Raw genomic sequence first — 22,460 nt, forward strand, 5'->3', positions numbered from 1 at the left:
AGTGGCCATTTCGAGAGACGCTCTGGAAGCTGGCAGCGTTGATCTGTCCGATATTGTCGATAGCTCCGCGGCGCTACTGGAACCTGTCCCGCCGGGAGAGTTGCTACGCGAGGAGTGGCTGGAGCCGCTGGGAATCACGGCCTATAGGTTGGCCAAAGACATCGACGTGCCGCCCAACCGGGTGACCGCGATCTTGAACGCCGAGCGCGCCATCACGGCTGATACGGCGCTACGTCTGGCCCGGTATTTTGGCACGGATGCGCAATCTTGGATGAACCTGCAGGCCCGCTACGACCTGGCTATGGAGCAGCGCGCTCATGGCGAGGAGATCGCGCGCACCGTTCGGCCCCGGGCGATGGCATAAGCCAGGAGCTTGATGGATGGACATTCGCAGCATCAAGACCGAGACGAATTATGACTGGGCGCTCAAGGAAATCGAGCAGTATTTCGAGCGTGAGCCGGCGCCTGGCACGCCTGAGGCCGAGCGGTTTGACGTGCTCGCGACCCTGATCGAGGCTTACGAGGCCAAGCATTGGCACATCGAGGCTCCAGACCCCGTTGCGGCCATTCAGGAAGTGATGGAGCGCCAGAACCTCAAACAGGCCGACCTTGGGCGCCTCCTGGGCTCACGCTCTCGCGCCTCGGAAATCCTGGCCCGCAAACGCCCCCTGACCATGAAGCAGGCTTGGACCCTGCACGAGCAATGGCATATCCCGGCCGAAGTGCTGCTCAGGCCCACGGTTGAGGATGAGCGGGCGGCATGACCGTCCAGAGAAGCACCCCAGCTATCGCTTTCTTAACCGAGGCCGGGGCAAAGGTCGCACCACCCTTTTACCAACTTGGATCCTCGTCGAAATATCCGTAAGGGGGCGCCGGCATGCGCAACGGACACTTCGTCCGTCAGCACAAAACGCTGCGCTGCTCTCCTGCTATGGCGGGCGGCCTCAGTGCGGCACAATGGTGGAATGGAGGAGGTGGTTGGTGATTGATTCCCTCGCCGGCACGCCGAACCGCGCGGCGACCTACAAGAAGGCCGAACGGCCCGAAATTTCAAACTGACCCACTACCGGAGATTACCATCCTTCGAGACTTTTCACGGCCTCTCGGCGGCGCAGCCTTTATCGCGCTCGCGCTTTCAGCGTTGAGGACAGTGCTTTCAGGAAATGCTCGGCTGCCGGCGCAAGCGCCCGCCCGGTCCGCCGTAATGTACCGATCTCGCGATGGATCACCGGTCCACTTAATGGCCGCCAGACCAGCCCCTGCGCGGCGATCAAGGGCAGCGTCATATTCGGCAGCGCGCTGATCCCCAGCCCAGAGGCGATCAGATGGCCGGCCGTGCCGAGGAAGCTGCATTCATAGAGCTGCGGCACCGGCTGGCCGATCTGCAGAAAGGCCGCATCCGTGTAGGCGCGCACGCTACTGCCCTGCGCCATGGCGATAAAGGGATGATCGGCGAACACCGACCAGTCATGACCCTCAGCCTTCGCGAGCTCGTCATCTTCGCGGCAGACGAGCCCGAACAGATCCTGCGCGATCGGATGGTAGGTCAGCGCCTCTGAAGGGCTGGGGCGCACCGTCAGGCCAATATCCGCCCGGCCGTCCAGCACGTGATCGACCACCGAGCCGGAAAGCCCGTCCTTGATCTGGATTCGCACGTGCGGCCAGCTTTGCCGGAACGCGGCAATGACCGGCGGCAGCAGCACCGCCGCTAGCGACGGCAGCGTGGCGATGGTGACATAGCCGCGTTGGCCGGCGACGAATTGCGCCACCTCCCCCAGCGCGCCGTCGAATTCCTGGACCAGCCGCGCCGCCGTCACCCGCAGCGCGTCGCCGGCCGGGGTAAGCGCCACATTACGCGTATCGCGATCGAACAGCCTGGTGCCCAGAATGGTCTCGACCATCCGGATGGTGCGGCTCAGCGCCGGCTGGGACATCGCCAGCCCCCGCGCTGCCTCGCTGAAGCTCGCAGTCTCCGCCACGCGCAGGAAGCAATGCAGCTGATGCAGGGTCAGATTTATGCGCATAGTGAATGAATTTATTCCATAAATGTCTTTGTTGCATAGGGTTTTCGCCCCCTATACTCCCCCGATCCGGCGCAGACCGGGAAAAACGGAGGATGTTCCATCATGCTAGCCCTGCTCGGCACCGCCACGGTTCTCGTGCTGCTCGCCACCATTATGCTCAATTGGCTGACGCCTCTGGTCGCGCTTATTGCCGTGCCGGCGGTTGCAGCGCTGCTGGGCGGCTTCGGCCTGACCAGTGCTAATTTCGCCGTTCATGGCATATCGGCCATCGCGCCGGTTGCAGGCATGTTCGTTTTCGCCATTCTCTATTTCGGCATCATGACCGATGCCGGCATGCTGGACCCGATCATCGCCCGCATCCTGCGCGCGGTTGGGCTGAAGCCCACGCGCATCGTGGTCGGCACCGCCTTGCTGGCGCTGCTGGTGCATCTGGATGGTTCCGGTGCGGTCTGCTTTCTGGTCACCATCCCGGCCATGCGCCCGCTTTATGACCGGCTGGGCATGGATCGGCGGGTGCTGGCCTGTGCCGCCTCGCTGGCGGCCGGCGTGAATTTTCTGCCTTGGACAGGCCCGACCTTGCGCGCCGCAGCCGCGCTGAAGCTGCCGGTCTCCGCCATTTTCACCCCGATGATCGGGGTGCAGGTGGTTGGGTTGGCCTTCGTCTTCGCGGCCTCCTGGTGGCTGGGCCGACGGGAGGAGGTGCGCCTGGGCCTGGCGGGCGTGAGCCATGGGCATGGCGACGCGCCCGTTGCCACCATGCGGCCATTGACGGACGAAGAAGCCCGGCTGCGCCGCCCGCATCTGTTCTGGCCAAATCTGGTGCTCACGATCGCCATCATGGTGGTGATGATTGGCGGCTGGGTGGAGCCGGTGGTGATGTTCATGATCGGCGTGGTTATTGCCCTGATCCTTAACTACCCCAATCCAGCCGAGCAGCGCGCACGGGTGGATGCGCACGCCAAAGCGGCCCTGCTGATGGCCAGCATCCTGTTCGCCGCCGGGGTGTTTACCGGCATTATGGGCGGCACCGGCATGTTGAAGGCGATGGCCAGCGCCGCGGTGGCGCATGTGCCGGCCGGCGCCGGGCAGCATATTCCCTTCGTGCTGGGCCTGCTCTCAATGCCCCTTTCGCTGCTGTTCGACCCGGATTCCTTCTATTTCGGCGTGCTGCCGGTAGTGGCCAGCGTCACCCAGAGCCTGGGCGGGCATCCGGTACAGGTGGCCCAGGCGGCCTTGCTCGGGCAGATGACGGTGGGCTTCCCCGTCAGCCCGCTCACCCCGGCCACCTTCCTGGTGGTGGGGCTCGCCGGGATTGAGCTCGGCGCGCATCAGCGCTTCTCTATCCCGCTTCTGCTCGCGGCCTCTGTCATCATGACCTTCGCCGCCGTGCTGTTTGGAGTATTTCCTTTATGAGGACCATCAGGATCGGCGCTGGCGCTGGCTATTCGGGGGACCGGATCGAGCCGGCGGTGGAGCTCGCGACCCATGGCGCGCTGGATTACCTCGTGTTCGAATGCCTGGCCGAGCGCACCATTGCCTTGGCGCAGCAGGCGCGGCAGCAGGACCCGCAGGCCGGCTACGACCCGCTGCTTGCAGCGCGCCTGCAGGCCGTGCTGCCCGCATGCGCGCGCAACAAGGTTCGGATCATCACCAATATGGGGGCCGCCAATCCCGTGGCGGCGGCGCGGCGCACGGCGCAGATTGCCCGTGATTTGGGGCTCATCGGACTACGCATTGCCGCCGTCACCGGTGACGATGTGCTGGAAGACATACGCGACAGCGCCCTGCCGCTGCTGGAATTTGACGCCACGGTGCAGGACATCGCGCCGCGGATCGTCTCTGCCAATGCCTATCTCGGCGCCGGGCCGATCGCGCAAGCATTGGCGGCGGGGGCGGATATTGTCATCACCGGCCGGGTCGGCGACCCTTGCATGTTCCTGGCCCCGCTGATCCATGAATTCGGCTGGCGGATGGATGACTGGACCAGGCTGGGGCGGGGCACGTTGATCGGGCACCTGCTCGAATGCGCCGGGCAGATCACGGGCGGCTATTTCGCCGATCCTGGGCGCAAGGACGTGCCCAATTTGGCCCGGCTCGGCTTCCCACTGGCGGAGGTGGACGAGACCGGCCAGGCGATCATCACCAAAATCGCCGGCTCCGGCGGCAAGGTCAGCCAGCCAAGCTGCACCGAACAGCTGCTTTATGAGGTGCACGACCCGGCGCGCTATCTGCAGCCCGATGTGGTCGCGGATTTTACCGATGTGCGCTTTCAGGATGACGGAGATGACCGCGTCCGCGTTACCGGCGGGTTGGGGCATCCGGCGACCGGGACGCTGAAAATCTCCATCGGCTATCGCGATGGGTTTATCGGCGAAGGACAGATTTCCTATGCCGGCGCCAATGCCCTTGCCCGCGCGGAGCTGGCGCTAGAGATTGTAAAGGAAAGGCTTTGCCTGACCGGCCTGCGCAGCAGCGAGCTGCGGTTCGAGCTGATCGGGCTAAACGCTGTCCATCGCGGCCCAGGAGCCGCTGGCCACCCGGAACCGGTGGAGCTGCGCTTGCGTGTCGCCGGGCGAACGGAGACGATGGAAGAGGCGGTCAGGATCGGCAACGAGGTTGAAACCCTCTACACCAACGGTCCGGCTGGCGGCGGCGGGGCGTGGAAATCGGCTCGCGAGATCCTTGCCGTTGCTTCGACGCTGCTGCCAAAATCCGCGATCCAGCCTGCCATAAGCTACGAGGTATCCTGATGAGATTGCACGAAGTGGCCCACGCGCGCACCGGAGATAAAGGCAATATCTGCAATATTTCCGTGATCGCCTACAACGCCGAGGATTATGCCAGGCTTAGCGAGAACCTCACAGCGGCCCGGGTGAAGCAACATTTTGCCGCTTTCGTCGAGGGCGAGGTAAGACGCTATGAGCTGCCCAGCCTGCACGCCTTGAACTTCGTTCTGCACGGCGCGCTAAGCGGCGGGGTGACGCGCTCTCTGGCGCTCGACCAACACGGCAAATCATTGGCGAGCAGCCTGCTGGAGCTGGAGATTTAAAGGTTAAACTTTTTGCCGCCACGTTTTGAACCGCTTTTTGGCTTCCCGTAGATCAGCTGTGCGAAGCGTAGAGCGATACTCTCGTCCGGCAAAATGTGAGTGTCCGCAGTAAGCCGACACACCCCCAAACTGCGGTTGCCTCTCCTAGCTACTGCAGCCTCTTCATCGCGAATCCAGGCCTCAACCTTATTAGGGTCGAAGGTCCATGTGCCACCTAGTTTAGCAGCACCCGGCAACTTCCCAGAGAGCGCCATCTCTTGAACTTTGCGCACAGACAAGCCGGTCATTTTAGCAATCGTCGCTGTTCTTACTCGATCAACCATTGCCGCCCACAAAGTCCAGTACGTGCCAGATCTCAGTCGTCATTCGTGATGTTCTCCCGTTCGTTGCTTCTTCAACCTAACCCCAGCTCCACCGCCATTCTCTGGGATAAATTCCACGCCGGCAGCTGCCCGAGTTAGCCCGATCGGATCTTGGTACTGACAAAAGCACGCGAAGCTTCCCCTTGCGGGAACGCAAATCAGTTCTTTTTTGAGCCTTTTACTGCCCTGTATACCAAAGCCACAATCGCAAGCAGTAATAATCCCAAAAAGGCTATCATAGCGATGTAAGTATTTTGGGCCTTATCAAGAAACAGGTTGCTTAATGCGACCGAGCCGATACCGAAGGCGATACCAATCTTCGATGCTGACTGACCGCGTTTTCGAGGCTTCGTGAATGTGGGTTTCTGGGGCATGTCGCGGCAGTACAAGAGGTTGGAGCTGCCACCATCCTACCTCCGAGAATTAAAACGGTCGATCACATTCTTATAACCTCTTCCTTAACCTCACCCCGGCCCCGCCCCCGTTCTCGGGAATGAACTCCACGCCGGCGGCTTCCAGGGCGGTTTGCAGGGCGTCCAATGTGCGCTCGTAAGGTGAAGAAGCCCCCCGCTCGAAATCGGCGATGGTTTTCTTGGATACCTTGGAGGCCCGCTCCAAATCATCTTGCGACAATCCTATTAGAGCACGAGCTGCTCGACACTGCTCCGGTAAGATCGGCATAAAACTCTACATCAAAAGTGTTGACTTTGGCGTTACTCTACATTAAAAGAGAAGTCGGAAGCAACAGCTTTCCGGCTAATTCCAGGGGGTAGGAGCCCTGGAATCAGCCTAACCCCGAGCAAGGAGAGAGCCATGCCCGAAGCTGCGCATACCCATACACCAACCCCGCTTGCCGCCATAGCCGCGGCTCGCCCCCTGACGCCGCAGCCCCTCGGCGCGCCGTACGATGCGTCTCTCCACGGGGCGAGGATCAAGTCGCCGGCGGCCTGCAGCGCCGTCTATGACTTCGACGGCAGCGCGTTCGGCGCCTTTGCCGAGAAACACGGCATCCCGACCGACGCCCCGATCCCGCAACAGGCTTTCCGGCTCGTCAACGAAGCCTGGGCCCTCGAGTGCGCGCCTATCAATCCGCGCGCCGACCTGATTATGGCGCGCGACGAACGCCGCGAAGCGCTTCTGGACGGCGCCCGCGCCGTGATTGCTCTGGAGGCGATCAACCGCTTCGAGGCCGCCAATACCCGCCTGGGCATGGCGCTGCATGGCCTGGGCGAAGCGATCGCCGCCGCCCGGGCCGATCTGGGCCGCCGCGCCGCCTAATCCACTTCCCAGACATCACCCGATTTGAACGGCGCTCCTGGCACGCCCGGGGCGCCGATGGAGAGACGCATGCCGATTTCCAGCAAACACCATACCCAGACGAGCCGGCGCATAATGCTTGGTGCCGTGCCCTTGGCCGCTGCCGCCGCGGCGATGCCTGGCGTTACGCTAGGGCAGCTTGACCGGGATCGGGAGCTGATTGCCATCGCTGGCGAGGCCACCGCGCTGGTACGTAAGATCGATGCAGCCTACCCCCACAACGCCACCCTCGCGGAAGAGCGGGCATATGATGCCGAAATGGAGCCGCTGAACGCCCGCGTCGATGAGCTGGCCGAACGGATGGAAGGCATTCAGGCCACGGCGTTGCCCGGCATCCGTGCCCGAGCCCTGTATTTGATGACCAAATATGAGCGCTTGATGGCCAGCCAGGACACCCCTCTTGAGCGGCAACTCGCCGCCCTGCTGCGCGACCTGACGGCGGGAGGCGTGGCATGAGCCGCCGCAAGCAAGTCGAGGCGGTTTCGACCCCTCTGCCGCCAGCGCTGCACACGAAGCTCCTCGGGCTTGGCGCCAGGATCATCACCGGTGACATCGGCGAGCTGGAGGCGCTCGATATTCTGGAAGCCGTGGCGCTGAATGCGCCGATGCGGGACGCGCCAACCAAGGCGGGGAGAGCAGCATGAACGCCATGTTCCAAATTCCGCCGCAGCCCGATTTGCGCGCCTTCATCGTCTACGACCATGTGCCGGATGGATGTTTGGTCCATCAGGTGACAGACGACGTTTCGGAGCCGCTGCTGCACGAAGGCGAGCGGATCATTGTCGACGCCGCGGACCGGGTACCGATGCCGGGCGAGCTGTTCTTGATCGAGTATGGGAGCGCAGCGCGCCCGCGGCGCCGCATCGTACGGCTCAGCTTCCGGACCATTCAGGTCTGCTGCACGGACGCAGACGGGCGCAACGTCTCCCGGGAAGAGCCAGCCTGCTGGGCCGCGGCCTACACTGCCCCGAAAAGCCTGGCCGAACTCGAACTGCAGTGCTGGGAGCAACGCCTGTCACGTCGCCCGATTTTGCTGAGCGATGGCCCTTATGCACTGAACGAGCAGGGCACCAACGAATATCTCGAGGAGCAGCTTATCGGGAAAATCGTTGGCATCTACGATCCTGCGCCGGGTGGCGACGTATGATGAGCCTTTCCAACATTTTCGAGCCCCAGCCTCTGGCGTGGGAACGGCTCTTGGCAGGCTGCGCCTTGAACGGCGCGGACTTGGCGGAAATCAGCCGCCCGCGCCAAGAGCCCAGGAACGCGCCGTACCGAGAGATCGGGTGCCGGTCTATCGAGGGGCGGTTGCGATCCGCTGGCTGGCGCCTGGTGCCGGTGCCGTTGCTTTTGTCGTACGGCCAGGCCGGCCACGAGCTATCGTGGCAGCGATGCGCCGAATGGATTGCCATTCCGCCGGAGGGTGCCGGGCGCGCGGTCTCGTTCAGATCCCGCAGAGCGGCTCTGGAATGGGCGAAAACGGCGGCAGCAAAGCCCCCTTCACAACCGCTGCAATCTGCCGGAAACTCCCGAATCGGCGGGGCTAGGATGGCCCCCGAAAACCCGGTCTCCGCTCGGGCTGCCCCGCCGAACCTTCTGGCGGAGAGTACTGCGGAGGCAGGTGTGGATATCAATGTCTCGTTTCCTGACTGGGTGCCAGAGATTGCTGTTCATACAATCAAGGAACTCTTGGAAACGGATTATTTTCAAGATCACAATGAACACAGGCTCATAATGCTTCGGCTAGCAACGGACAGCCGTATGAAGTCTGTGTGGGAGGAAATAGGTCGCGGGCACCGGAAAAACTACCGCAAGACAGGAGTGAATTTTCATAAACTCAAGATATACCCTGAATGGAAACGGGTTCTTGACGCTCATGGCGCGGAGCCTAATGAGCAGGCGCCTCGGGTTTTGCTCACTTTTCTTGCGACTCTCTTACGTATGAATCCTAGGGTTTTGACGAGGGCGGCGTTAAACGCCGAGGTCGAGCAGCTTAAAGATGTCTGCTGGCAATGTTTGAAACTCGCTCGCGCTGGCGACAGCTCCCAAGACTGGATTGGTTTGGCGACGTACTGGGAAGGTCGGGCAAATGACCTCATTGCCCAAGGGGAAAGCCTTCTGTTTTTGAAGAGGCAGCGGCTTCCGCCACACGTAGTTGGCATACTACGAGGTGTAGTTTTGGTTACTTATGATTTGTTTGGATCGGCAATGTACCGGACGGCAGCTACGCTGGCCACCATTATGACTGATCAGGAAATTTCACCAAAGACTGTCGAGAAACACGCAAAAAACCTAAAATAGAGCATCCGAAGAGCACTTTGAACGCTCCACACCGGGATGCAGCAACACGCTGCACTGTTTAGGAGCGAGCATGACCGAATTGGCGCTGACGATCGAAGATGCTGTTAAGGTGAGCGGCTTGGCCCGCAGCCGTATTTACATCTTGCTGGGCGAAGGAAAGCTCGAAGCCCGCAAGTCCGGGCGCAGGACGCTCATCCTGGGCGACAGCTTGCGGCGCTATATCGAAAGCCTTCCGCCGGCTCGGTTCCGCGCGCCCCAGGCCGCCTGATGGACACCGCCCGCTGGGCGGCCATGTCCGATCCCGAATGTAACCCGCACTTCCGGCGCCGCTGGGATCTGCCTCCCCCGAAACTGAAAAGCCCCCTGGCCGGTGACACGGCACAGAGGGCGGAACTTCAAAGCACATCGATGCCTAGCCATTTAGCTGAAGCACTCATCGTTTTCAAGAAGTTTGGCTGCACCGGGGAGGCGCCCGATGCATAGCCAAAACCTCTTTGCGCCTGCGTCTGTTCAGAGCTCGGTTCCGGACAGCCATGCCGTCTTCTGCGCATGGCGCCGGCACACCCTGCAGGCGTTTCGGAGCTGGCTGCTGACGGCGCCAAACCCCGCGGATGTGATCTGTGAGCTCGACGGAACGGTTAGTGCCCTGAGGCTCATGGCCGAACTCCACCAGCCTGGCGCCGTCCAGAGGGAGGTTTGATGACGCATCCTTACTTCACTGGTGATTTGCGGCTGCATGCTAACGCATCCACGCCTTGGCGCTATACCGGCCGGCTGGATCTGCCGTCCGGCCGGTATTGCTCGATCCGGGCGTCCGTCGCGGAGGACGACATGGGGCGCTTCTTCAAAATTGAAGGCGGCTTGCAGCCCGGCCTGAGTGCGGCTGAGCTCGAGGCCACGCTCACGCAGATCGAGGCCGAGCGGGCACGGGATGCCCAGCGCGAACTCGACATCACAGACGAGCTGCCGTTTTGATCCGGGCCCCCGACATGCGCGAGGTCTCCGGACTGCTCGCCGCGCAGATCCAGACTCTGGCGCCGCAACTTCTGGGCGTCGCGCCTTCCTCGAAGTCCCGCACGGAATGGCGCTTTCGGACGCGTGGCTCCATGGCTGTGGCGATCGCCGGCAAGGACCGCGGCTTGTGGCATGACCATGAGGCCGGCCAGGGCGGCGATGCGCTCGATTTGATCGCCTACACGCGGCATTGCGATCGCAAGGAGGCGTGGCGCTGGGCCCTTGATTGGCTCGGTCAGCGGCCGGTGGAATTGCCCGCGCCCGTATCAAGCGTGAGACGGGAAGACGCGAAGCAGGAAGCGGAAGAAGCCCGCAAGGTGGAGACAGCGCGCAGCATCTGGATGAAGGCTGTGCCGGCGGCGGGATCGCCCGTCGAAACATACCTGGCCTGCCGGGGTTTGCAACTGCCGCCCGAAGCGCCTTTCAGGTTTCACCCATCCTGCCCCCGTGGACAGCAGCGGCTGCCGGCCATGCTTGCGCTGATGACCGATCCGGCGACGAATGAGCCCTGCGGCATCCACCGAACATTCATCCGGCCAGACGGCAAAGGCAAAGCGGATGTGAAGCCTTCCAAGATGATGCTCGGCGCCGCTGGGGTGATCCGCCTGGCGCCAGATGATGCCGTCACGAGCGGCCTCGGCATTTGCGAGGGGATCGAGAACGGCCTCGCCATCATGCAGCGCGTGGGCTGGGCTCCTGTCTGGGCCTGCGGCTCGGCGGGCGGCATCGCAAAATCTCCCGTTCTTCCCGGCATTGAGGCGCTGAGCATCTTCGCGGATGCCGACGATAAGGGGGCCGGCCTGGCCGCGGCGCGCGAATGTGCCGAGCGCTGGACCGCCGCCGGCCGGCAAGTGACTATCCACCGGCCCCCTGCAGGTACGGATTGGCTGGACGCGATGCAGGGGGCGCCCGATGCTTGAGCATTCGCCAGAGAGCGCCATGCGTGCCGCCGGCGGGGAAGTCGAGTTCTTCCACCCTGCCAATGGCCCTGACGACGCCAGGAGCCGGGAAGACAAGCCCGGCCGCCCGCTGATGTTCATCGATCCGACGCGCCTCGCGGGCGAGGCGGTCCCGAGCATGGAGTGGATCGTCCCGGACTGGCTGCCGGTGGGATATACCACCCTGAATTATGGCGATGGCGGCGTCGGCAAGACGCTCCTCAGCCAGCAGCTGATGACGAGCTGCGCGACCGGAAAGCCGTGGTGCGGCCTCGCGGTTCTGCGCTGCAGGGTGATGGGGTTCTTCTGCGAGGATGACGAAGCGGAGCTGCACCGCCGGCAAGAGCGCATCAACAATGCACTCGGAATATATTTCGATGACCTGGCCGATATGCGTTGGGCATCCGGCGTGGGAGAAGATAACCGACTGATCGCCTTCCTTCCGGATGGAACGCCGCAGCTGACGCCCCGCTATGCCGAGCTGCTACGGGCGGCCAAAGAATTCGGGGCCCGGCTGATCGTCATCGACACCGCGGCCGACACGTTCGGCGGCAACGAAAACGCCCGGGCCGAAGTGCGGCAATTCATCGGGCATGCCCTCAACCGCCTGGCCCGGGAAATCGGCGGCGCCGTGCTGCTGAACGCTCACCCGTCACGCTCCGGCATGGGTCAAGGCGGCGATGTTGACGGCGGCAGCACCGCCTGGAGCAACTCTGCCCGGTCACGCTGGTCTCTTGTCCGCCCCAAAGGCTCGGAGGATGAGCCGGCCGATAGCAACGAGCGGATCCTGACGCGGCGCAAGGCCAACTACGCCTCCATCGGTGAAAACATCCGGCTGAAGTGGGCGAATGGCGCGCTGATGCCGGTTGATGCCGAAGCGGGTTTTTCGCGCGCGATTAAAACTGCACAGGTCGACCAAGTCTTTCTTACTTTGTTGCGTGATGCGCTCGAACAAGGGCGACACGTTTCAGCAAGCAAGAACGCCGGCAATTTCGCTCCGAAGGTATTTGGGCAATCACAGAACCGCCAAGACTTCAGCAGGCGAGATTTTGAACAGGCGATGGAGCGTCTTTTCAGCGGCAAAAAAATCCAAGTCTCACCTTATGGGCGTCCGGGCAAATGGCGGGAGCATCTCACCTTTGCTCAAGTTGATTTTGACGGACAAGCAACCCCGGAAGGAGGCGAAAATTGATTGCCCAGGTTGTTTATAACCCACTGAAATCGTTAAGCCCAGGTTCATGCCCCGGTGTCTTTGCCCAGGTTGCCCAGGTAAGCTTTAACTACTTGAAATTGCTTCGCCCCGGTGTTGCCCAGGTGTTGCCCCACTCTGTCCCCCATACCCCCTATACGCTTCGCGCACCCTTTAGGGTGGTGCGCGAGCGTAACGAAGGGGAAAAACCCCGGCGCGCGGAAGGGGTGTTCAAAGCATCATCGAGCGGCGTTTTTCGGCTGGTCGGGACGGCGGCCCGATGAACGACATCACCGCCATCACGGCCCCACAGGACATCGACCGGATCATCGCGGCGGTGGCCCAGATCGCGCCTTGGCTGCTCCCGCTCTACCGGGCCGTGCGGGCCAAGGAGATCAATCTCATCACGCCGTACCGTGGCGCGACGATCCGCAAGACCATCCTGGCCGACGCGCGGCGCCCCTGCATCGTGCTGATCGGAGACGACGACTACCGGTCGACCGGTCCGGAAGGCTGGCCCTGCGCTCGTCGTGTGAAGGCCTGGAGCGCGCAGGCCATCGTCCACGCCGCAGGAGGCGAGCAACCCCACTACGAGGCCGCTGTGACCGCTGCAACGGCCTGCAGACGCCTGTTGCTGGCGGAGACCTCGTCCGCATGCCGCGACGCCTGGCTGGCCTTCCTGGCTCCGAAACCCGTCCACCTCATCGCCACCCGCGGCGCGGATACCCAGCCCGCCCGCATGACGCCGGAGAACACCCATTGACCAACCCATCCCCCATGCCCATCGCCGGCAGCGCTCCGGCGCTTCTCGCCCTCGACCTCGGCACCTCGACCGGCTGGGCCCTGCGGCGCGAGGACGGCGTGATCCTGTCCGGCACCGCCAGCTTCAAACCCGGCCGGTACGAGGGTGCCGGCATGCGCTTCCTGCGTTTCGCCCAGTGGCTCGATAGCCTTGGCCGCCCCGAGGCCGTCTATTTCGAGGAGGTGCGGCGCGACCGCGGCGTTGATGCTGCCCACTGCTACGGCGGCCTTCTCGCCACGCTCACCGCTTGGTGTGAGGCCCGGGGCATTCCCTATGCCGGCATCCCGGTGGGCACGATCAAAGCCAGCGCCACCGGCAAGGGCAATGCCAGCAAGGACGCGATGATCGCCGCCATGCAGGCCGCGGGCTTCACGCCGGGCGATGACAACGAGGCCGACGCGCTGGCGATCCTGATGCACATCAGCGCGCCGCAAGTGCCTGCTCGTCCCCTGCAACCGGAGGCGCGTCAATGACCAAAGAGCCTGTTTCAGGCCTGTATAAGCAGGCCGGCCGGTTCGCCAAAGGCCGGAGCGGTAACCCCCGAGGGCGCCCCAAGGGAGCCCGCCATCGCGCCTATGTGGCGTTGGACGCTATCGGCAACGCCGAGGCCCCGGAGATCCTCAAGGCAGTCGTGGTCGCGGCCAAGGGCGGCGATATGCGCGCCGCCGAGATCATGCTCCGACGGGCATGGCCCGAACGGAAGGGGCGCCCGATCCCGCTCGAGATGCCCGAGACCGATACGGCCGAGAGCGTGGCCATGGCCATGCGGAACGTCACGGCGGCCCTGGCGGCCGGGAAAATCAGCCCCGAGGAGGCACAGGCCATTGCCAGCGTGCTGGAGCACCAGCGCCGCGCCATCGAGACTGAGCAGCTGGAGAAGCGCATCGCAACACTTGAGCAGCAGACAGGAAAGGACCCGGAGAAATGAGGGGCATGCAGCGACGCGTTGCAAATTTGGAACGAACCGCAGGCGCTGCCGGCGAGAAGCCTCTCGTCCGCTTCATGCAGTTCGTCGACCCGGACAACGAAGACCAGGAAACGCTTGCCTGGCTGAACAGTGATCCATCTCAGCGCTGGTACCGGCGGGACGGTGAAACGCTGGAAGCTTTTTGCGTACGGATCGAAGCCGAGCTGATGGTGCCGGGGCCGGCGCGGGCGATCATCCTAACGCTGGGCCATCCCCAAGATCTCGAGGAGTTGACACAATGAAGACCCTTTCGCGCCGGCTAAACTCCTTGGAAAGCGCCGCCGGCATGAACAATGCCGATCGTCTGACGATCTGGACTTGCTGGTTCAGCAGCCCGGTCACCAGGGCGACCTGCAATGGCCGTTACCTCGAGCGCCGACCGGAAGAGAAGCTCGACGAGTTCATGGCCCGGGCAGAGGCTTTTTTCCCTTGGCCAAAGGGTAGCAGCCTGCGTCTGATCGCCCAGGACGGCGAACAGGCAGACGAAATAAATCGCGACGAGACACCAGGGCTGGACAGTCTTGGACAGTAGTGGACGCCTTCGGACGATCTGCACAAAATAGCGAAAAACGACTGTTTTCCTATGAAATTCAGAACTTATCAGATATATTTTTATCATCGAGCCGTGAAAGGGCCATCCAGAAATGGAGCTAGACGAGTTTCAGAGTGACCGTTTGAACGAGATCTCGCCAGAGCAAGCAGCACTGTTCGACGGCCAGAAATTCTTGCGGTCCCTTCACGCCTGGTTGAAAACCAACCCGCCGCTGCATCGCGTTCAGGAGATGCGGCAGTTTATGCTCACGTCATTTGATACGGTCGATGCTCTTACCCCCCGTTCAACCTCGGGAATCCTTGCTTCTGCTTGCGGCGCTCCTTTGCTGGAAACTGCATTATATCCGCCCTACAAAAATAAAGCGGAGAGTATAATCCAATGAGCACCACTCTCGATCCCTCGATCATCACCGGCCAGCTGCAGCAGCAGGCGGAAAACACCGGCCCGCAGCAAACCAAGGATTGGCTTGGCGCCCGGCAGCTGCTGCTCCAGAACCAGCAACTCGCGGCAAAGCAGGCCGCCGGGCAGGATTTTCAGAAATCCATCAACCCGCTGACCGGACAAGTCGATTACGGCAAGTTCAACGCGTTGCTCGGCGGCGATCCGCGCGCAGCTTTCGCAGCTCAGGATTCCTCTCAGGCTGGGCTTGTAAACCAGAAAACGCAGCAGGCGAACCTCCAATCCGAGGTTCAGACTTACCGCGCCCGGCAGCAGGCGTTTGCTGGGCTGTTGGATAGCTGGAAGAACAAGCCAAACCTGAGCCTCAGCGATGTGATCGACGGTGTGACCAGCCTGGACAGCGAGCTTGGCATCCCCGCTTCCACAAGCGCGAATATTGTAGCCTCGTTCGATCCAAACGATCCGCAGGGATGGTTAAGCCATGAAACTGCGCAACATCAAGCTCTCGCTGCCGCTGTAGATCAGCAGTTTCCGCAGTCTGGAATTCTCAATAATGGCCGCTCCCAGATCGTGTTTAACCGCGATCCGATCAACGGCGCGATCACCCCGGTTGCGACGATCCAAAACACGATGTCGCCGGGTGAGGCAAATCAGCCGGTGACAGTGACAGGCCCCAACGGTCAAGTTTTCCAGATGACAAGGGACCAGTTTGCCACGTTCTCCAATGGAAACAGCACAGCGGCCCCAGCGCCTGCGGGAAGCGGCAGTACCAGCAGCTTTGCGCCGATGCCCGGAACGGGGCGGCCTCCCAATCCCTCCGCGCCCGGCGCTCAACCAGCTTCACCGCCAGTTATGCCCGGCATCGCTGAGCCTGCACCACTTCAAAGCACTCAGATTGGAGCAGATACGGATTATGCAAAAGGCGTCATCAATGCTTCGACTGCCGCCCCTGGCGCACTTGCAGCGCTGACCAACATCAGGGCTGCATTGCCGGGTGCCACCACGGGTCCGATTTCCGATGATGTGACCACGATTGCGAGCGCACTAAGCGAGATGGGCATCAAGGGGCTTGGCAATGACGTAGCTACCCAGACGCAAAACCTTGCCAAGAATAGCGTGCAGCTGCTGATGCAAGCCGGTCAAAATATGGGCGTTCCGACGGATCAGAAACTAATGACCGCAGGTATGGGCGTCCCGAATCCACACCTTACCCAAGATGCAAACGCTACAATGGCAGCGGAGATTTCGGGCATGTGGTCCTATCAGCTTGCAGCCGCAAAACGGCTGCAGCAGGCTGAAAGCCAGGGCGTTCAAGCGGGAAGCCCACAATTCGCTGCGCTCCGGCAGGAGTTGAATAACCCCATGCTCACCACGGCGGCGCAGTTCATGTACATGTCCCCACAGGCACGCGGACGCGTGCTGGCGGCGCTGGGGCCCAAGACGATCAACGGCAAGCCAAACCCACAATGGCAAGCCTTGAGCGATGGCCTAAACTGGATGAAGGACTATGGCAGCAACCTGCCTAACCCATGAGCACACCAACCAATCAGGCTCTGATCGAAGCAGCGGCGAAGCAATATAATCTCGACCCCGCATACCTCGGCGCCTTCATCCAGCAAGAGAGCGGCGGCAAGTCTTTTGCCCTCTCGCCACAAGGCGCGCAGGGGCCGGCCCAGCTGATGCCGGACACCGCAAAAGGGCTTGGCGTTCAAGATCCGTACGATCCACGCCAGGCAATTTTTGGTGCCGCTCAGCTTCTCGACCAGAATTTGAAGGCGGCAAACGGCGATCCGGCGACAGCTGCCGCAATGTATTTTGGGGGACCTAACCGCTCCAAATGGGGCCCGAAAACGCAAGCCTACGTGTCAGATATCGGCAGTAAATGGAAGGCTCAGCAGAGCGACATGGCGAACACTCCGACAAGCGCCCCGGCCTCCGCCGGATATACCATCGATGACCTGGAGAGCATGGCGCAGATGCCGGCGAGCACTTCAGCGCCCGCAGCAAGCCAGTCCAGCGCGCCTCAGGCGGGGCGGTATACGGTGGATGATCTGGAAACGATGGCGAAGCCCGCCGCCGCACCGATTCAGCCGCAAGCACCAAAACGGCCGCCCGCGACCATTGCGCAGGACGCGGAAGCCATAGGCGCCGGGCTCGGGAAGGGCTTCGGCTCAACGGTCCTGGGCGCACAGCAGCTTCTGGGTAAAGGAACGCAAGCTCTCGGCAACGCCGTCGGCGCGCCGGCAATCACCGGAGCCGGGAACTGGCTGGTAAACAATGCAGCACAAGGCTTGTCCAACCTGAACGCTCAGAACGCGCCGTATGCCGCCCAGGCTCCTGTTGCGAATCAGGCGGGCGGCCTCGGCGGCTCTGTGGCGGCGACGTTGCCGCTTACCCTCCTGGCGCCTGGCGCGGGTGCGGTTAAGACAGGAATGCTTCTCGGGGGCGCGAGCGGCCTTGCATCGCCAGTTTCGCCTGATGATCAGAACTATTGGCGCACGAAAGCGCAGCAGGGCGTCCTCGGCGCGCTGGTTGGAGCTGGCGGATCTCTGGCGGCGAAAGGCGTCGGTGCTTTGATCGGATCTCCGGCCTCTGCCGATGCCCGCACGCTCCTGACCCAAGGCGTGCCTCTGACACCTGGCCAGATCCTGGGGCCGCGGGCATCGAAGGCCGAGGATATGCTGAGCAGCCTTCCCCTCCTGGGGGGCGCGATCAAAGGCGCGCAACAGCGAGCTGTCGATGGCTTCAATGTCGCGGCATACAATCAGGCGCTGGCGCCAATTGGTCAAAAGTTCGAGGGTACCGATATCGGCCAGGGTGGAATTGAGCAGGTCGAACGAAAGATCAGCTCGGTTTACGATGCCGTTCTTCCGAAAATGCAATTCACCCCGGACCAGCAATTCTTGCAGGACCTGAACGGTATTCAGCAGCAGGCCCAACAGCTTCCCGCGGCCCAGCAGCAAACCTTTGCACGGATCGTTCAGGCGCAGCTTGCGGGTAAGCTCTCGGTGAATGGAGGCGTTCTGCCGGGGAGCGAATTAAAAGGTGTCCAAGGGGAGCTGGCGCGGCAATCCTCCGGCTACCTCAAGGATCCGTCCTTTGATAACCGCCAGCTCGGCACAACGCTGGGCGACCTTCGAAACGCCATCGATTCAAGCCTGATGCGGACCAATCCGCCGCAATTGGCGCAGCAGCTTTCGAACGCAAACTCTTCGTGGGCAAATTTTGTGCGACTTCGGACTGCGGCGGCTTCAACCGGGGCTGGGAATAACGAGGGTCGGTTCACCGCAGCGCAGCTGCAGAGCGCCGTCCGCGCGAATGACAAAAGCGTTGGCAAGGGAAGTTTCGCCAAGGGAAATGCCTTGATGCAGAACCTCTCTCAAGCCGGCCAAAATGTGTTGGGGGCAAAGTACCCAGATTCTGGCACCGCTGGCCGAGAGATGCTTGGGGCGCTTCTGGGGGGAGGTCTCGTCACCGGGTTGGCGGAGCGTCCTGTCTATACTGCGGCTAGCCTGGGCGCGGCTGGATTGGGTTCTTTGGCCTATGGCCCCACAGGACAGAAGATCGCACAGGCACTTTTGGCGGCGCGCCCAGCCTTCGCTGCGCCGATTGGTGGCGCTCTTTCAGGGGTAGGCCAGCGTGTCACTCCGGGAGTTGCGGCGCTGCTCACCGGCAACCGCGTTACAAACGAAACACCCAGCCCAGCGCCTTAATGGGTAACCAAATCAAGCCCAGAAAATAGAGGTCCAGCTGGGCAAAGCCCCAGAGCGTTGCAGCGCCCGGCTGCCAAAAGATCGCCTTCAGAAACAGGTCGATCACCAGGATCGCCCAGATGCAAAGCTTATCCCACGTTGTCATAAGGATACCCTACCATGGCCGTGACAATCGGAGCGCCGGCAAAGCTCTGCTGAGGGAACATTACGTAGAGCATGTCGAAGACAAAGCCGACGATCGCGGCGGACGTGAACATGGACGGATTCAAGCATGAATTGGCCTGCGCAGGCGACGAAATTCCTCCGCGTTTAACCGCTGGTTCAGCGCAAGGCGGACCAGCGACCACCGCCGCCCCGATAGAACACAGAAAGGCAACGGCGCCGATCACAGCCCCTGTCATTCGCTAGGGCCGGCTTCGGGGGATCAGCGCCCTTTATTGTTGCTCCCCGCCCTGTACCGCCTCCCTGGGCGCGGAGATTATCTGGTTGACCGCTACAGCAAATGCAAGAAAAGTGCAGGGGAACTGTCCAAGCGAGTTAATCAAAAGTCAAATTGACAAGAAAGGCCTTGTTTGAACAAGGATTACTCAGGCTCGCGGGAGTTAATGCCCTGCCTCCACAAGCAAGCGGTTGCAACATTGTCCGTCAGCAGGTCCATGATTTCCTTGCTTGCTCAATCGACGCGGCAGATATAGCTCCGATTTCTAAACGGGATGGCGAATGCAACTTCTACTGGCCGAGGACGAACAAAAGACAATCGACTACCTCACTAAGGGGTTGCGTGAGGATGGTCATGTTGTGGACGCCGTCAGCAATGGCGCGGACGCGCTTGCCCTGGCGCTGGCCGGCGAGTTTGACGCGATCATTCTGGATGTGATGATGCCCGGCCTCGATGGCTGGGAGGTGCTCAAATGTCTGCGCGCCGCCGGGCGGGCCACGCCGGTGCTGTTCCTGACCGCGCGAGATCATGTGGAGGACCGGGTGCGCGGCTTTGATCTCGGCGCCAATGACTATCTCATCAAACCGTTTGCCTTCGCGGAATTGCTGGCCCGGCTGCGTAATCTGGCGCGTCTGCCCAAGGCGGCACCCGGCTCCAGCCTGATGACCGTGGGGGATCTGGAGATCGACACGCTGCGCCACCGTGTCAGCCGTGCCGGCATGGGGCTGCAGCTTACCTCCAAGGAATATGCGCTGCTGCTGTTGCTGGCCCGCAACCAGGGGCGTGTGCTCTCGCGCACTCTCATCTCCGAGGCAATCTGGGGCCTGTTCCACGACCAGCAAGCCAATGCGGTGGACGCGCTGGTCCGCCGCCTGCGCGCCAAGCTCGACACGCCCTTTGAAACGGCCTTGCTGCACACGATCCGCGGCACCGGCTATGTGCTGGATATATGATGCGCCGCGTCCTCCGCCCTGCCTCCATCAGCGGGCGCTTGGCCTTGCTCTACACGCTGGGCGCACTGCTCGCGGTGGGATTGTTCGCGTTGCTGGCAAACTGGAAGCTGGAGGCGAATTTCACTGTCGCGCATCGGGATTTTCTTCAGGCCAAGGTCGCGGAGTTTCAGGATGATCTGAATGATGGCGGCGGCGCGCCAAACCTGCTCATCAATGAGATCTTGAAGGAAACTGACGGGGCGCGCCTGCGCGCCTACGAAGCTAGGGTGCTGGTGGCGGGCAAGCGGGCGGGCGAAACGCCAGGCATGGCCATCTTGTTGCCCGCGCGTTTATTTCCTCCCGTGCGTGGTGTGCAAAATCTAACACTCACCCGCTACCAAACCGGCAACACCTCTTGGCTGCTGACCAGCCTCCCCCTGCAAGGGCCGCAGGATGTCGTTCTGCAAATCGGGCTGGACATCACGCGGGATGAAGCGCTGCTGACCGATTTTCACCGCGCTCTGGCCGTGTTCTTCCTGCTGATGGTGCCGCTTTTGCTGGGGCCGGACGGCTGGCCGCCGCCCATGCGCTGGCGCCGCTGGCGCGCATCGCGAAGGTGGCGCAGAGCATTACCCCGGCTCAGCTGTCCCGGCGCATTCCGCAGGACCCGCCATGGCCGCGCGAGCTGACCGGGCTGGTGCAGGTGTTCAACCAGATGCTGGATAATCTCGAATCAAGTTTCGAGCGTCTCTCGCGTGTCTCGGCGGATATCGCGCATGAGCTGCGCACACCGCTTTCCAACCTGAATGGCAGCCTTGAAATCTGCCTTACCCGCCCACGCGGGGAGGAGGACTACCGCGCCGCCATCGCGTCCGCGATCGAGGACGCGCAGCGCCTCACCGGGCTGATCGAGAATTTGCTGTTTTTGGCGCGGGTGGAGAACCCCAGCCACGCGCTGCGCCTTGAGCGCTGCGAGGCCAGTGAAATCTGCGCCTGGGTGGCGGCGCAATATGAGGTTCAGTCTCGGCCCAAGGGGTTGCGCCTGCACATCGAAGGCGCGGCCACGCTCTATGCGGACACGCTGCTGCTCCGCCAGGCCGTGGGGAATGTGCTGACCAACGCCGTGCGTCACGCGCCGCCGGGCTCGGAGATCGTGCTGGCCATTTCGGGCAGCCCCGCCAGCGGGGTAGAAATCACCATTTCCGACCAGGGGCCGGGCATCGCGCCCGCGCATCTGCCCCGGCTGTTCGATCGCTTCTACCAGACCGATCCGGCGCGCGGCCACGAGGCGAAGCAAGGCTCAGGGCTGGGGCTGTCCATCGTGCGTTCGATCATGGAGTTGCACGGCGGGCGGGCGGAAATCCAGAGCGCGCCGGGGCAAGGTACGCGCGTGATTTTGCAATTTCCCTCCATGGAGGGCTGAAAATGATAAATTTATCATCGAAATAGCGCCGTTCTGCCCGGAGGGCGCGCTTATCAAGACTGGATGTTTCGAGGTTCCAGATACGCGCCGCTCTGGCTTGTTTTGGCCGCCTTAGTGCTCACAGCCCAGGCACCAGCCGGCTGGGTGACTGTGCAGGCCACCCAACAAGCGCCACTCCTGTCCGGGTTTGCCACCGTGCAGCCAGGTACTCCAGTTACCATTACGGCCTTGCAGGCGGGCATCCTCACCAGCCTCTCCGTGGTGCCGGGCGACACCGTGAAGCCAGGGCAGATGATCGGTCAACTCGGCGGGCCTCAGATCGCGGCGGCGCTGGCCACGGCGCAAGGGGCCAGCAATGCCGCCAATGCCGCTCTGGCGGCGGAGCGGGGCAAGTTCGCGGATCATCTCTCCACCAAAGTGGCGGTGGCGCAGACCGAAGCGGCGGCGGCTTCGGCCCGCGCTCAGCTTGCGGCACTGCACGCCGCCGCCAGCTTGCAAAGCCCGGTGGACGGGCAAGTGCAAAGCCTCGCCGCTGGGCCTGGGACAGCCTTGCAGCCGGGCCAGCTGGTGGCGGTGGTGCAACCGGCTGCCGGCGCCTGGGTGAAGGCCGTGTTTTACGGCCTACAGGCCGCAACGCTTTCCCCAGGCGCCGCGGCGCGGTTCAATCCGGCTAATGGCCAGCCCGCTGTACCGGTCACGCTGCGCGGTGTGCAGGGCACGCAACCCGATGGCCGGGTGGTGCTGGCTTTTTCCGGTGCGGGTTTGCTGCCGGGCGAAGCGGGTACGCTCAGCCTTTCCTTGCCGCCCCGTCCCGTGCTGCTGGTGCCCAGCGAAGCGTTGGTGATGGATGATGGACGCTGGTGGGTGATGCTGCGTGACCCGCAAGGCGACCGCGCCGTGCAGGTGGTGCCGGGTGCCACTGACGGCGCGCAAACCCCAATTCTCTCGGGGCTCAAGGCCGGGGATCAGGTCATCGTCCAGGACGCCGCTCTGCTCTACCATCGCGGCATCGCCGCCCAATATCAGCCGCCGGATTAG

General features: G+C 62.5%; 32 protein-coding genes. 27 read left to right on the forward strand and 5 right to left on the reverse strand.

The features are described 5' to 3' along the window. Position 1 precedes the first annotated feature (1 nt). Together ACZ46S_RS06605 and ACZ46S_RS06610 are read left to right on the forward strand one after the other, a co-directional pair. Positions 2-364: a HigA family addiction module antitoxin gene (locus ACZ46S_RS06605; protein WP_464063835.1), complete on the forward strand. Its 363-nt coding sequence runs from the start codon at positions 2-4 to the stop codon at positions 362-364. A 16-nt stretch (positions 365-380) separates the two neighbouring features. Continuing rightward, positions 381-764 carry a helix-turn-helix domain-containing protein gene (locus tag ACZ46S_RS06610; protein ID WP_464063836.1) on the forward strand — a complete coding sequence of 128 codons (384 nt, stop codon included), beginning with the start codon at positions 381-383 and terminating at the stop codon, positions 762-764. 354 nt (positions 765-1,118) lie between these two features. Here ACZ46S_RS06610 and ACZ46S_RS06615 read toward each other — a convergent pair whose 3' ends face one another. After that, the gene (locus ACZ46S_RS06615) at positions 1,119-2,024 is read right to left on the reverse strand and encodes a LysR family transcriptional regulator (RefSeq protein ID WP_464063837.1); all 906 of its coding nucleotides are present in this window, start codon (positions 2,022-2,024) and stop codon (positions 1,119-1,121) included. Positions 2,025-2,126: 102 nt separating this feature from the next. On the opposite strand from ACZ46S_RS06615, the gene ACZ46S_RS06620 reads away from it, so the two are divergent. From ACZ46S_RS06620 to ACZ46S_RS06630, 3 genes are read left to right on the forward strand one after another with little or no spacing between them, the layout of a single operon-like run. Further along, entirely contained in the window at positions 2,127-3,437 is a 1,311-nt protein-coding gene (locus ACZ46S_RS06620; RefSeq protein ID WP_464063838.1) for a CitMHS family transporter, read from the forward strand. Next, positions 3,434-4,774 carry an acyclic terpene utilization AtuA family protein gene (locus tag ACZ46S_RS06625; RefSeq protein ID WP_464063839.1) on the forward strand — a complete coding sequence of 447 codons (1,341 nt, stop codon included), beginning with the start codon at positions 3,434-3,436 and terminating at the stop codon, positions 4,772-4,774. The genes ACZ46S_RS06620 and ACZ46S_RS06625 overlap by 4 nt, the downstream gene beginning before the upstream one ends. Continuing rightward, positions 4,774-5,073 (forward strand): AtuA-related protein, encoded by a 300-nt coding sequence (locus ACZ46S_RS06630; RefSeq protein WP_464063840.1) that lies wholly within the window; start codon positions 4,774-4,776, stop codon positions 5,071-5,073. The genes ACZ46S_RS06625 and ACZ46S_RS06630 overlap by 1 nt, the downstream gene beginning before the upstream one ends. Here the strand turns inward: ACZ46S_RS06630 and ACZ46S_RS06635 are convergent. The 3 genes from ACZ46S_RS06635 to ACZ46S_RS06645 form a co-directional block, all read right to left on the reverse strand. Next, positions 5,070-5,396 (reverse strand): helix-turn-helix domain-containing protein, encoded by a 327-nt coding sequence (locus tag ACZ46S_RS06635; RefSeq protein WP_464063841.1) that lies wholly within the window; start codon positions 5,394-5,396, stop codon positions 5,070-5,072. The two genes, ACZ46S_RS06630 and ACZ46S_RS06635, sit on opposite strands and share 4 nt — an antisense overlap. A gap of 197 nt (positions 5,397-5,593) precedes the next feature. Next, on the reverse strand, positions 5,594-5,809 hold the full coding sequence (locus ACZ46S_RS06640; protein ID WP_464063842.1) for a hypothetical protein: 216 nt from the start codon (positions 5,807-5,809) through the stop codon (positions 5,594-5,596). 70 nt (positions 5,810-5,879) lie between these two features. Next, positions 5,880-6,116, reverse strand: a complete 237-nt coding sequence (locus ACZ46S_RS06645) for a helix-turn-helix domain-containing protein (RefSeq protein WP_464063843.1) — start codon at positions 6,114-6,116, stop codon at positions 5,880-5,882. A gap of 132 nt (positions 6,117-6,248) precedes the next feature. On the opposite strand from ACZ46S_RS06645, the gene ACZ46S_RS06650 reads away from it, so the two are divergent. The 18 genes from ACZ46S_RS06650 (at position 6,249) to ACZ46S_RS06735 (ending at position 18,628) form a co-directional block, all read left to right on the forward strand. Further along, complete coding sequence (locus ACZ46S_RS06650; protein WP_464063844.1) at positions 6,249-6,713, forward strand: hypothetical protein; 465 nt, start codon at positions 6,249-6,251, stop codon at positions 6,711-6,713. 69 nt (positions 6,714-6,782) lie between these two features. Continuing rightward, positions 6,783-7,208, forward strand: coding sequence for a hypothetical protein (locus tag ACZ46S_RS06655; RefSeq protein WP_464063845.1), 426 nt, complete (start codon positions 6,783-6,785; stop codon positions 7,206-7,208). Then, the gene (locus ACZ46S_RS06660; RefSeq protein ID WP_464063846.1) at positions 7,205-7,396 is read left to right on the forward strand and encodes a hypothetical protein; all 192 of its coding nucleotides are present in this window, start codon (positions 7,205-7,207) and stop codon (positions 7,394-7,396) included. The genes ACZ46S_RS06655 and ACZ46S_RS06660 overlap by 4 nt, the downstream gene beginning before the upstream one ends. Next, positions 7,393-7,899, forward strand: a complete 507-nt coding sequence (locus ACZ46S_RS06665; RefSeq protein WP_464063847.1) for a hypothetical protein — start codon at positions 7,393-7,395, stop codon at positions 7,897-7,899. The genes ACZ46S_RS06660 and ACZ46S_RS06665 overlap by 4 nt, the downstream gene beginning before the upstream one ends. A gap of 476 nt (positions 7,900-8,375) precedes the next feature. Further along, entirely contained in the window at positions 8,376-9,053 is a 678-nt protein-coding gene (locus tag ACZ46S_RS06670; protein ID WP_464063848.1) for a hypothetical protein, read from the forward strand. A 70-nt stretch (positions 9,054-9,123) separates the two neighbouring features. Further along, positions 9,124-9,321 (forward strand): helix-turn-helix domain-containing protein, encoded by a 198-nt coding sequence (locus tag ACZ46S_RS06675; RefSeq protein WP_464063849.1) that lies wholly within the window; start codon positions 9,124-9,126, stop codon positions 9,319-9,321. A 431-nt stretch (positions 9,322-9,752) separates the two neighbouring features. Further along, on the forward strand, positions 9,753-10,028 hold the full coding sequence (locus ACZ46S_RS06680; RefSeq protein ID WP_464063850.1) for a hypothetical protein: 276 nt from the start codon (positions 9,753-9,755) through the stop codon (positions 10,026-10,028). Between the two features lie 14 nt (positions 10,029-10,042). Beyond that, complete coding sequence (locus ACZ46S_RS06685; RefSeq protein WP_464063851.1) at positions 10,043-10,987, forward strand: DUF7146 domain-containing protein; 945 nt, start codon at positions 10,043-10,045, stop codon at positions 10,985-10,987. After that, entirely contained in the window at positions 10,980-12,197 is a 1,218-nt protein-coding gene (locus ACZ46S_RS06690; RefSeq protein WP_464063852.1) for an AAA family ATPase, read from the forward strand. Before ACZ46S_RS06685 ends, ACZ46S_RS06690 begins: the two co-directional genes overlap by 8 nt. Further along, complete coding sequence (locus tag ACZ46S_RS06695) at positions 12,194-12,478, forward strand: hypothetical protein (protein WP_464063853.1); 285 nt, start codon at positions 12,194-12,196, stop codon at positions 12,476-12,478. Before ACZ46S_RS06690 ends, ACZ46S_RS06695 begins: the two co-directional genes overlap by 4 nt. Further along, complete coding sequence (locus tag ACZ46S_RS06700; protein ID WP_464063854.1) at positions 12,475-12,957, forward strand: hypothetical protein; 483 nt, start codon at positions 12,475-12,477, stop codon at positions 12,955-12,957. The genes ACZ46S_RS06695 and ACZ46S_RS06700 overlap by 4 nt, the downstream gene beginning before the upstream one ends. Positions 12,958-12,971: 14 nt before the next feature. After that, entirely contained in the window at positions 12,972-13,469 is a 498-nt protein-coding gene (locus tag ACZ46S_RS06705) for a crossover junction endodeoxyribonuclease RuvC (RefSeq protein ID WP_464063855.1), read from the forward strand. Next, positions 13,466-13,924, forward strand: a complete 459-nt coding sequence (locus tag ACZ46S_RS06710; RefSeq protein ID WP_464063856.1) for a DUF5681 domain-containing protein — start codon at positions 13,466-13,468, stop codon at positions 13,922-13,924. The genes ACZ46S_RS06705 and ACZ46S_RS06710 overlap by 4 nt, the downstream gene beginning before the upstream one ends. A 74-nt stretch (positions 13,925-13,998) precedes the next feature. Next, positions 13,999-14,205, forward strand: coding sequence for a hypothetical protein (locus ACZ46S_RS06715; protein WP_464063857.1), 207 nt, complete (start codon positions 13,999-14,001; stop codon positions 14,203-14,205). Continuing rightward, positions 14,202-14,495 (forward strand): hypothetical protein, encoded by a 294-nt coding sequence (locus tag ACZ46S_RS06720; RefSeq protein WP_464063858.1) that lies wholly within the window; start codon positions 14,202-14,204, stop codon positions 14,493-14,495. Before ACZ46S_RS06715 ends, ACZ46S_RS06720 begins: the two co-directional genes overlap by 4 nt. 142 nt (positions 14,496-14,637) lie before the next feature. Then, a complete protein-coding gene (locus ACZ46S_RS06725; RefSeq protein ID WP_464063859.1) occupies positions 14,638-14,898 on the forward strand; it encodes a hypothetical protein in 261 nt (86 codons plus the stop codon). Next, on the forward strand, positions 14,895-16,448 hold the full coding sequence (locus tag ACZ46S_RS06730; protein ID WP_464063860.1) for a hypothetical protein: 1,554 nt from the start codon (positions 14,895-14,897) through the stop codon (positions 16,446-16,448). Before ACZ46S_RS06725 ends, ACZ46S_RS06730 begins: the two co-directional genes overlap by 4 nt. Further along, positions 16,445-18,628 carry a lytic transglycosylase domain-containing protein gene (locus ACZ46S_RS06735; protein WP_464063861.1) on the forward strand — a complete coding sequence of 728 codons (2,184 nt, stop codon included), beginning with the start codon at positions 16,445-16,447 and terminating at the stop codon, positions 18,626-18,628. Before ACZ46S_RS06730 ends, ACZ46S_RS06735 begins: the two co-directional genes overlap by 4 nt. On the opposite strand, the gene ACZ46S_RS06740 is transcribed toward ACZ46S_RS06735, so the two are convergent. Then, positions 18,597-18,773 carry a hypothetical protein gene (locus tag ACZ46S_RS06740; protein WP_464063862.1) on the reverse strand — a complete coding sequence of 59 codons (177 nt, stop codon included), beginning with the start codon at positions 18,771-18,773 and terminating at the stop codon, positions 18,597-18,599. The genes ACZ46S_RS06735 and ACZ46S_RS06740 overlap by 32 nt on opposite strands. A gap of 575 nt (positions 18,774-19,348) precedes the next feature. Here ACZ46S_RS06740 and ACZ46S_RS06745 point away from each other — a divergent pair. The 4 genes from ACZ46S_RS06745 (at position 19,349) to ACZ46S_RS06760 (ending at position 22,460) form a co-directional block, all read left to right on the forward strand. Beyond that, the gene (locus tag ACZ46S_RS06745) at positions 19,349-20,020 is read left to right on the forward strand and encodes a heavy metal response regulator transcription factor (protein WP_464063863.1); all 672 of its coding nucleotides are present in this window, start codon (positions 19,349-19,351) and stop codon (positions 20,018-20,020) included. Positions 20,021-20,064: 44 nt separating this feature from the next. After that, the gene (locus tag ACZ46S_RS06750; RefSeq protein WP_464063864.1) at positions 20,065-20,688 is read left to right on the forward strand and encodes a hypothetical protein; all 624 of its coding nucleotides are present in this window, start codon (positions 20,065-20,067) and stop codon (positions 20,686-20,688) included. Next, positions 20,616-21,422, forward strand: a complete 807-nt coding sequence (locus ACZ46S_RS06755) for an ATP-binding protein (RefSeq protein WP_464063865.1) — start codon at positions 20,616-20,618, stop codon at positions 21,420-21,422. Before ACZ46S_RS06750 ends, ACZ46S_RS06755 begins: the two co-directional genes overlap by 73 nt. A 144-nt stretch (positions 21,423-21,566) precedes the next feature. Beyond that, positions 21,567-22,460 (forward strand): efflux RND transporter periplasmic adaptor subunit, encoded by an 894-nt coding sequence (locus tag ACZ46S_RS06760; protein ID WP_464063866.1) that lies wholly within the window; start codon positions 21,567-21,569, stop codon positions 22,458-22,460.

This window comes from Acidocella aluminiidurans, assembly GCF_055383125.1.

Excerpts from the sequence above, each read along its gene's own strand:
- ACZ46S_RS06630 (WP_464063840.1), top strand. The coding sequence starts at position 4,774 with ATGAGATTGCACGAAGTGGCCCACGCGCGCACCGGAGATAAAGGCAAT.
- ACZ46S_RS06730 (WP_464063860.1), top strand. The coding sequence starts at position 14,895 with ATGAGCACCACTCTCGATCCCTCGATCATCACCGGCCAGCTGCAGCAG.
- ACZ46S_RS06610 (WP_464063836.1), top strand. The coding sequence starts at position 381 with ATGGACATTCGCAGCATCAAGACCGAGACGAATTATGACTGGGCGCTC.
- ACZ46S_RS06650 (WP_464063844.1), top strand. The coding sequence starts at position 6,249 with ATGCCCGAAGCTGCGCATACCCATACACCAACCCCGCTTGCCGCCATA.
- ACZ46S_RS06680 (WP_464063850.1), top strand. The coding sequence starts at position 9,753 with ATGACGCATCCTTACTTCACTGGTGATTTGCGGCTGCATGCTAACGCA.
- ACZ46S_RS06735 (WP_464063861.1), top strand. The coding sequence starts at position 16,445 with ATGAGCACACCAACCAATCAGGCTCTGATCGAAGCAGCGGCGAAGCAA.
- ACZ46S_RS06715 (WP_464063857.1), top strand. The coding sequence starts at position 13,999 with ATGCAGTTCGTCGACCCGGACAACGAAGACCAGGAAACGCTTGCCTGG.
- ACZ46S_RS06740 (WP_464063862.1), bottom strand. The coding sequence starts at position 18,773 with ATGACAACGTGGGATAAGCTTTGCATCTGGGCGATCCTGGTGATCGAC.
- ACZ46S_RS06635 (WP_464063841.1), bottom strand. The coding sequence starts at position 5,396 with ATGGTTGATCGAGTAAGAACAGCGACGATTGCTAAAATGACCGGCTTG.
- ACZ46S_RS06620 (WP_464063838.1), top strand. The coding sequence starts at position 2,127 with ATGCTAGCCCTGCTCGGCACCGCCACGGTTCTCGTGCTGCTCGCCACC.
- ACZ46S_RS06645 (WP_464063843.1), bottom strand. The coding sequence starts at position 6,116 with ATGCCGATCTTACCGGAGCAGTGTCGAGCAGCTCGTGCTCTAATAGGA.
- ACZ46S_RS06690 (WP_464063852.1), top strand. The coding sequence starts at position 10,980 with ATGCTTGAGCATTCGCCAGAGAGCGCCATGCGTGCCGCCGGCGGGGAA.
- ACZ46S_RS06710 (WP_464063856.1), top strand. The coding sequence starts at position 13,466 with ATGACCAAAGAGCCTGTTTCAGGCCTGTATAAGCAGGCCGGCCGGTTC.
- ACZ46S_RS06745 (WP_464063863.1), top strand. The coding sequence starts at position 19,349 with ATGCAACTTCTACTGGCCGAGGACGAACAAAAGACAATCGACTACCTC.
- ACZ46S_RS06640 (WP_464063842.1), bottom strand. The coding sequence starts at position 5,809 with ATGCCCCAGAAACCCACATTCACGAAGCCTCGAAAACGCGGTCAGTCA.
- ACZ46S_RS06705 (WP_464063855.1), top strand. The coding sequence starts at position 12,972 with ATGCCCATCGCCGGCAGCGCTCCGGCGCTTCTCGCCCTCGACCTCGGC.
- ACZ46S_RS06625 (WP_464063839.1), top strand. The coding sequence starts at position 3,434 with ATGAGGACCATCAGGATCGGCGCTGGCGCTGGCTATTCGGGGGACCGG.
- ACZ46S_RS06700 (WP_464063854.1), top strand. The coding sequence starts at position 12,475 with ATGAACGACATCACCGCCATCACGGCCCCACAGGACATCGACCGGATC.
- ACZ46S_RS06675 (WP_464063849.1), top strand. The coding sequence starts at position 9,124 with ATGACCGAATTGGCGCTGACGATCGAAGATGCTGTTAAGGTGAGCGGC.
- ACZ46S_RS06720 (WP_464063858.1), top strand. The coding sequence starts at position 14,202 with ATGAAGACCCTTTCGCGCCGGCTAAACTCCTTGGAAAGCGCCGCCGGC.
- ACZ46S_RS06660 (WP_464063846.1), top strand. The coding sequence starts at position 7,205 with ATGAGCCGCCGCAAGCAAGTCGAGGCGGTTTCGACCCCTCTGCCGCCA.
- ACZ46S_RS06685 (WP_464063851.1), top strand. The coding sequence starts at position 10,043 with ATGCGCGAGGTCTCCGGACTGCTCGCCGCGCAGATCCAGACTCTGGCG.
- ACZ46S_RS06615 (WP_464063837.1), bottom strand. The coding sequence starts at position 2,024 with ATGCGCATAAATCTGACCCTGCATCAGCTGCATTGCTTCCTGCGCGTG.
- ACZ46S_RS06665 (WP_464063847.1), top strand. The coding sequence starts at position 7,393 with ATGAACGCCATGTTCCAAATTCCGCCGCAGCCCGATTTGCGCGCCTTC.
- ACZ46S_RS06655 (WP_464063845.1), top strand. The coding sequence starts at position 6,783 with ATGCCGATTTCCAGCAAACACCATACCCAGACGAGCCGGCGCATAATG.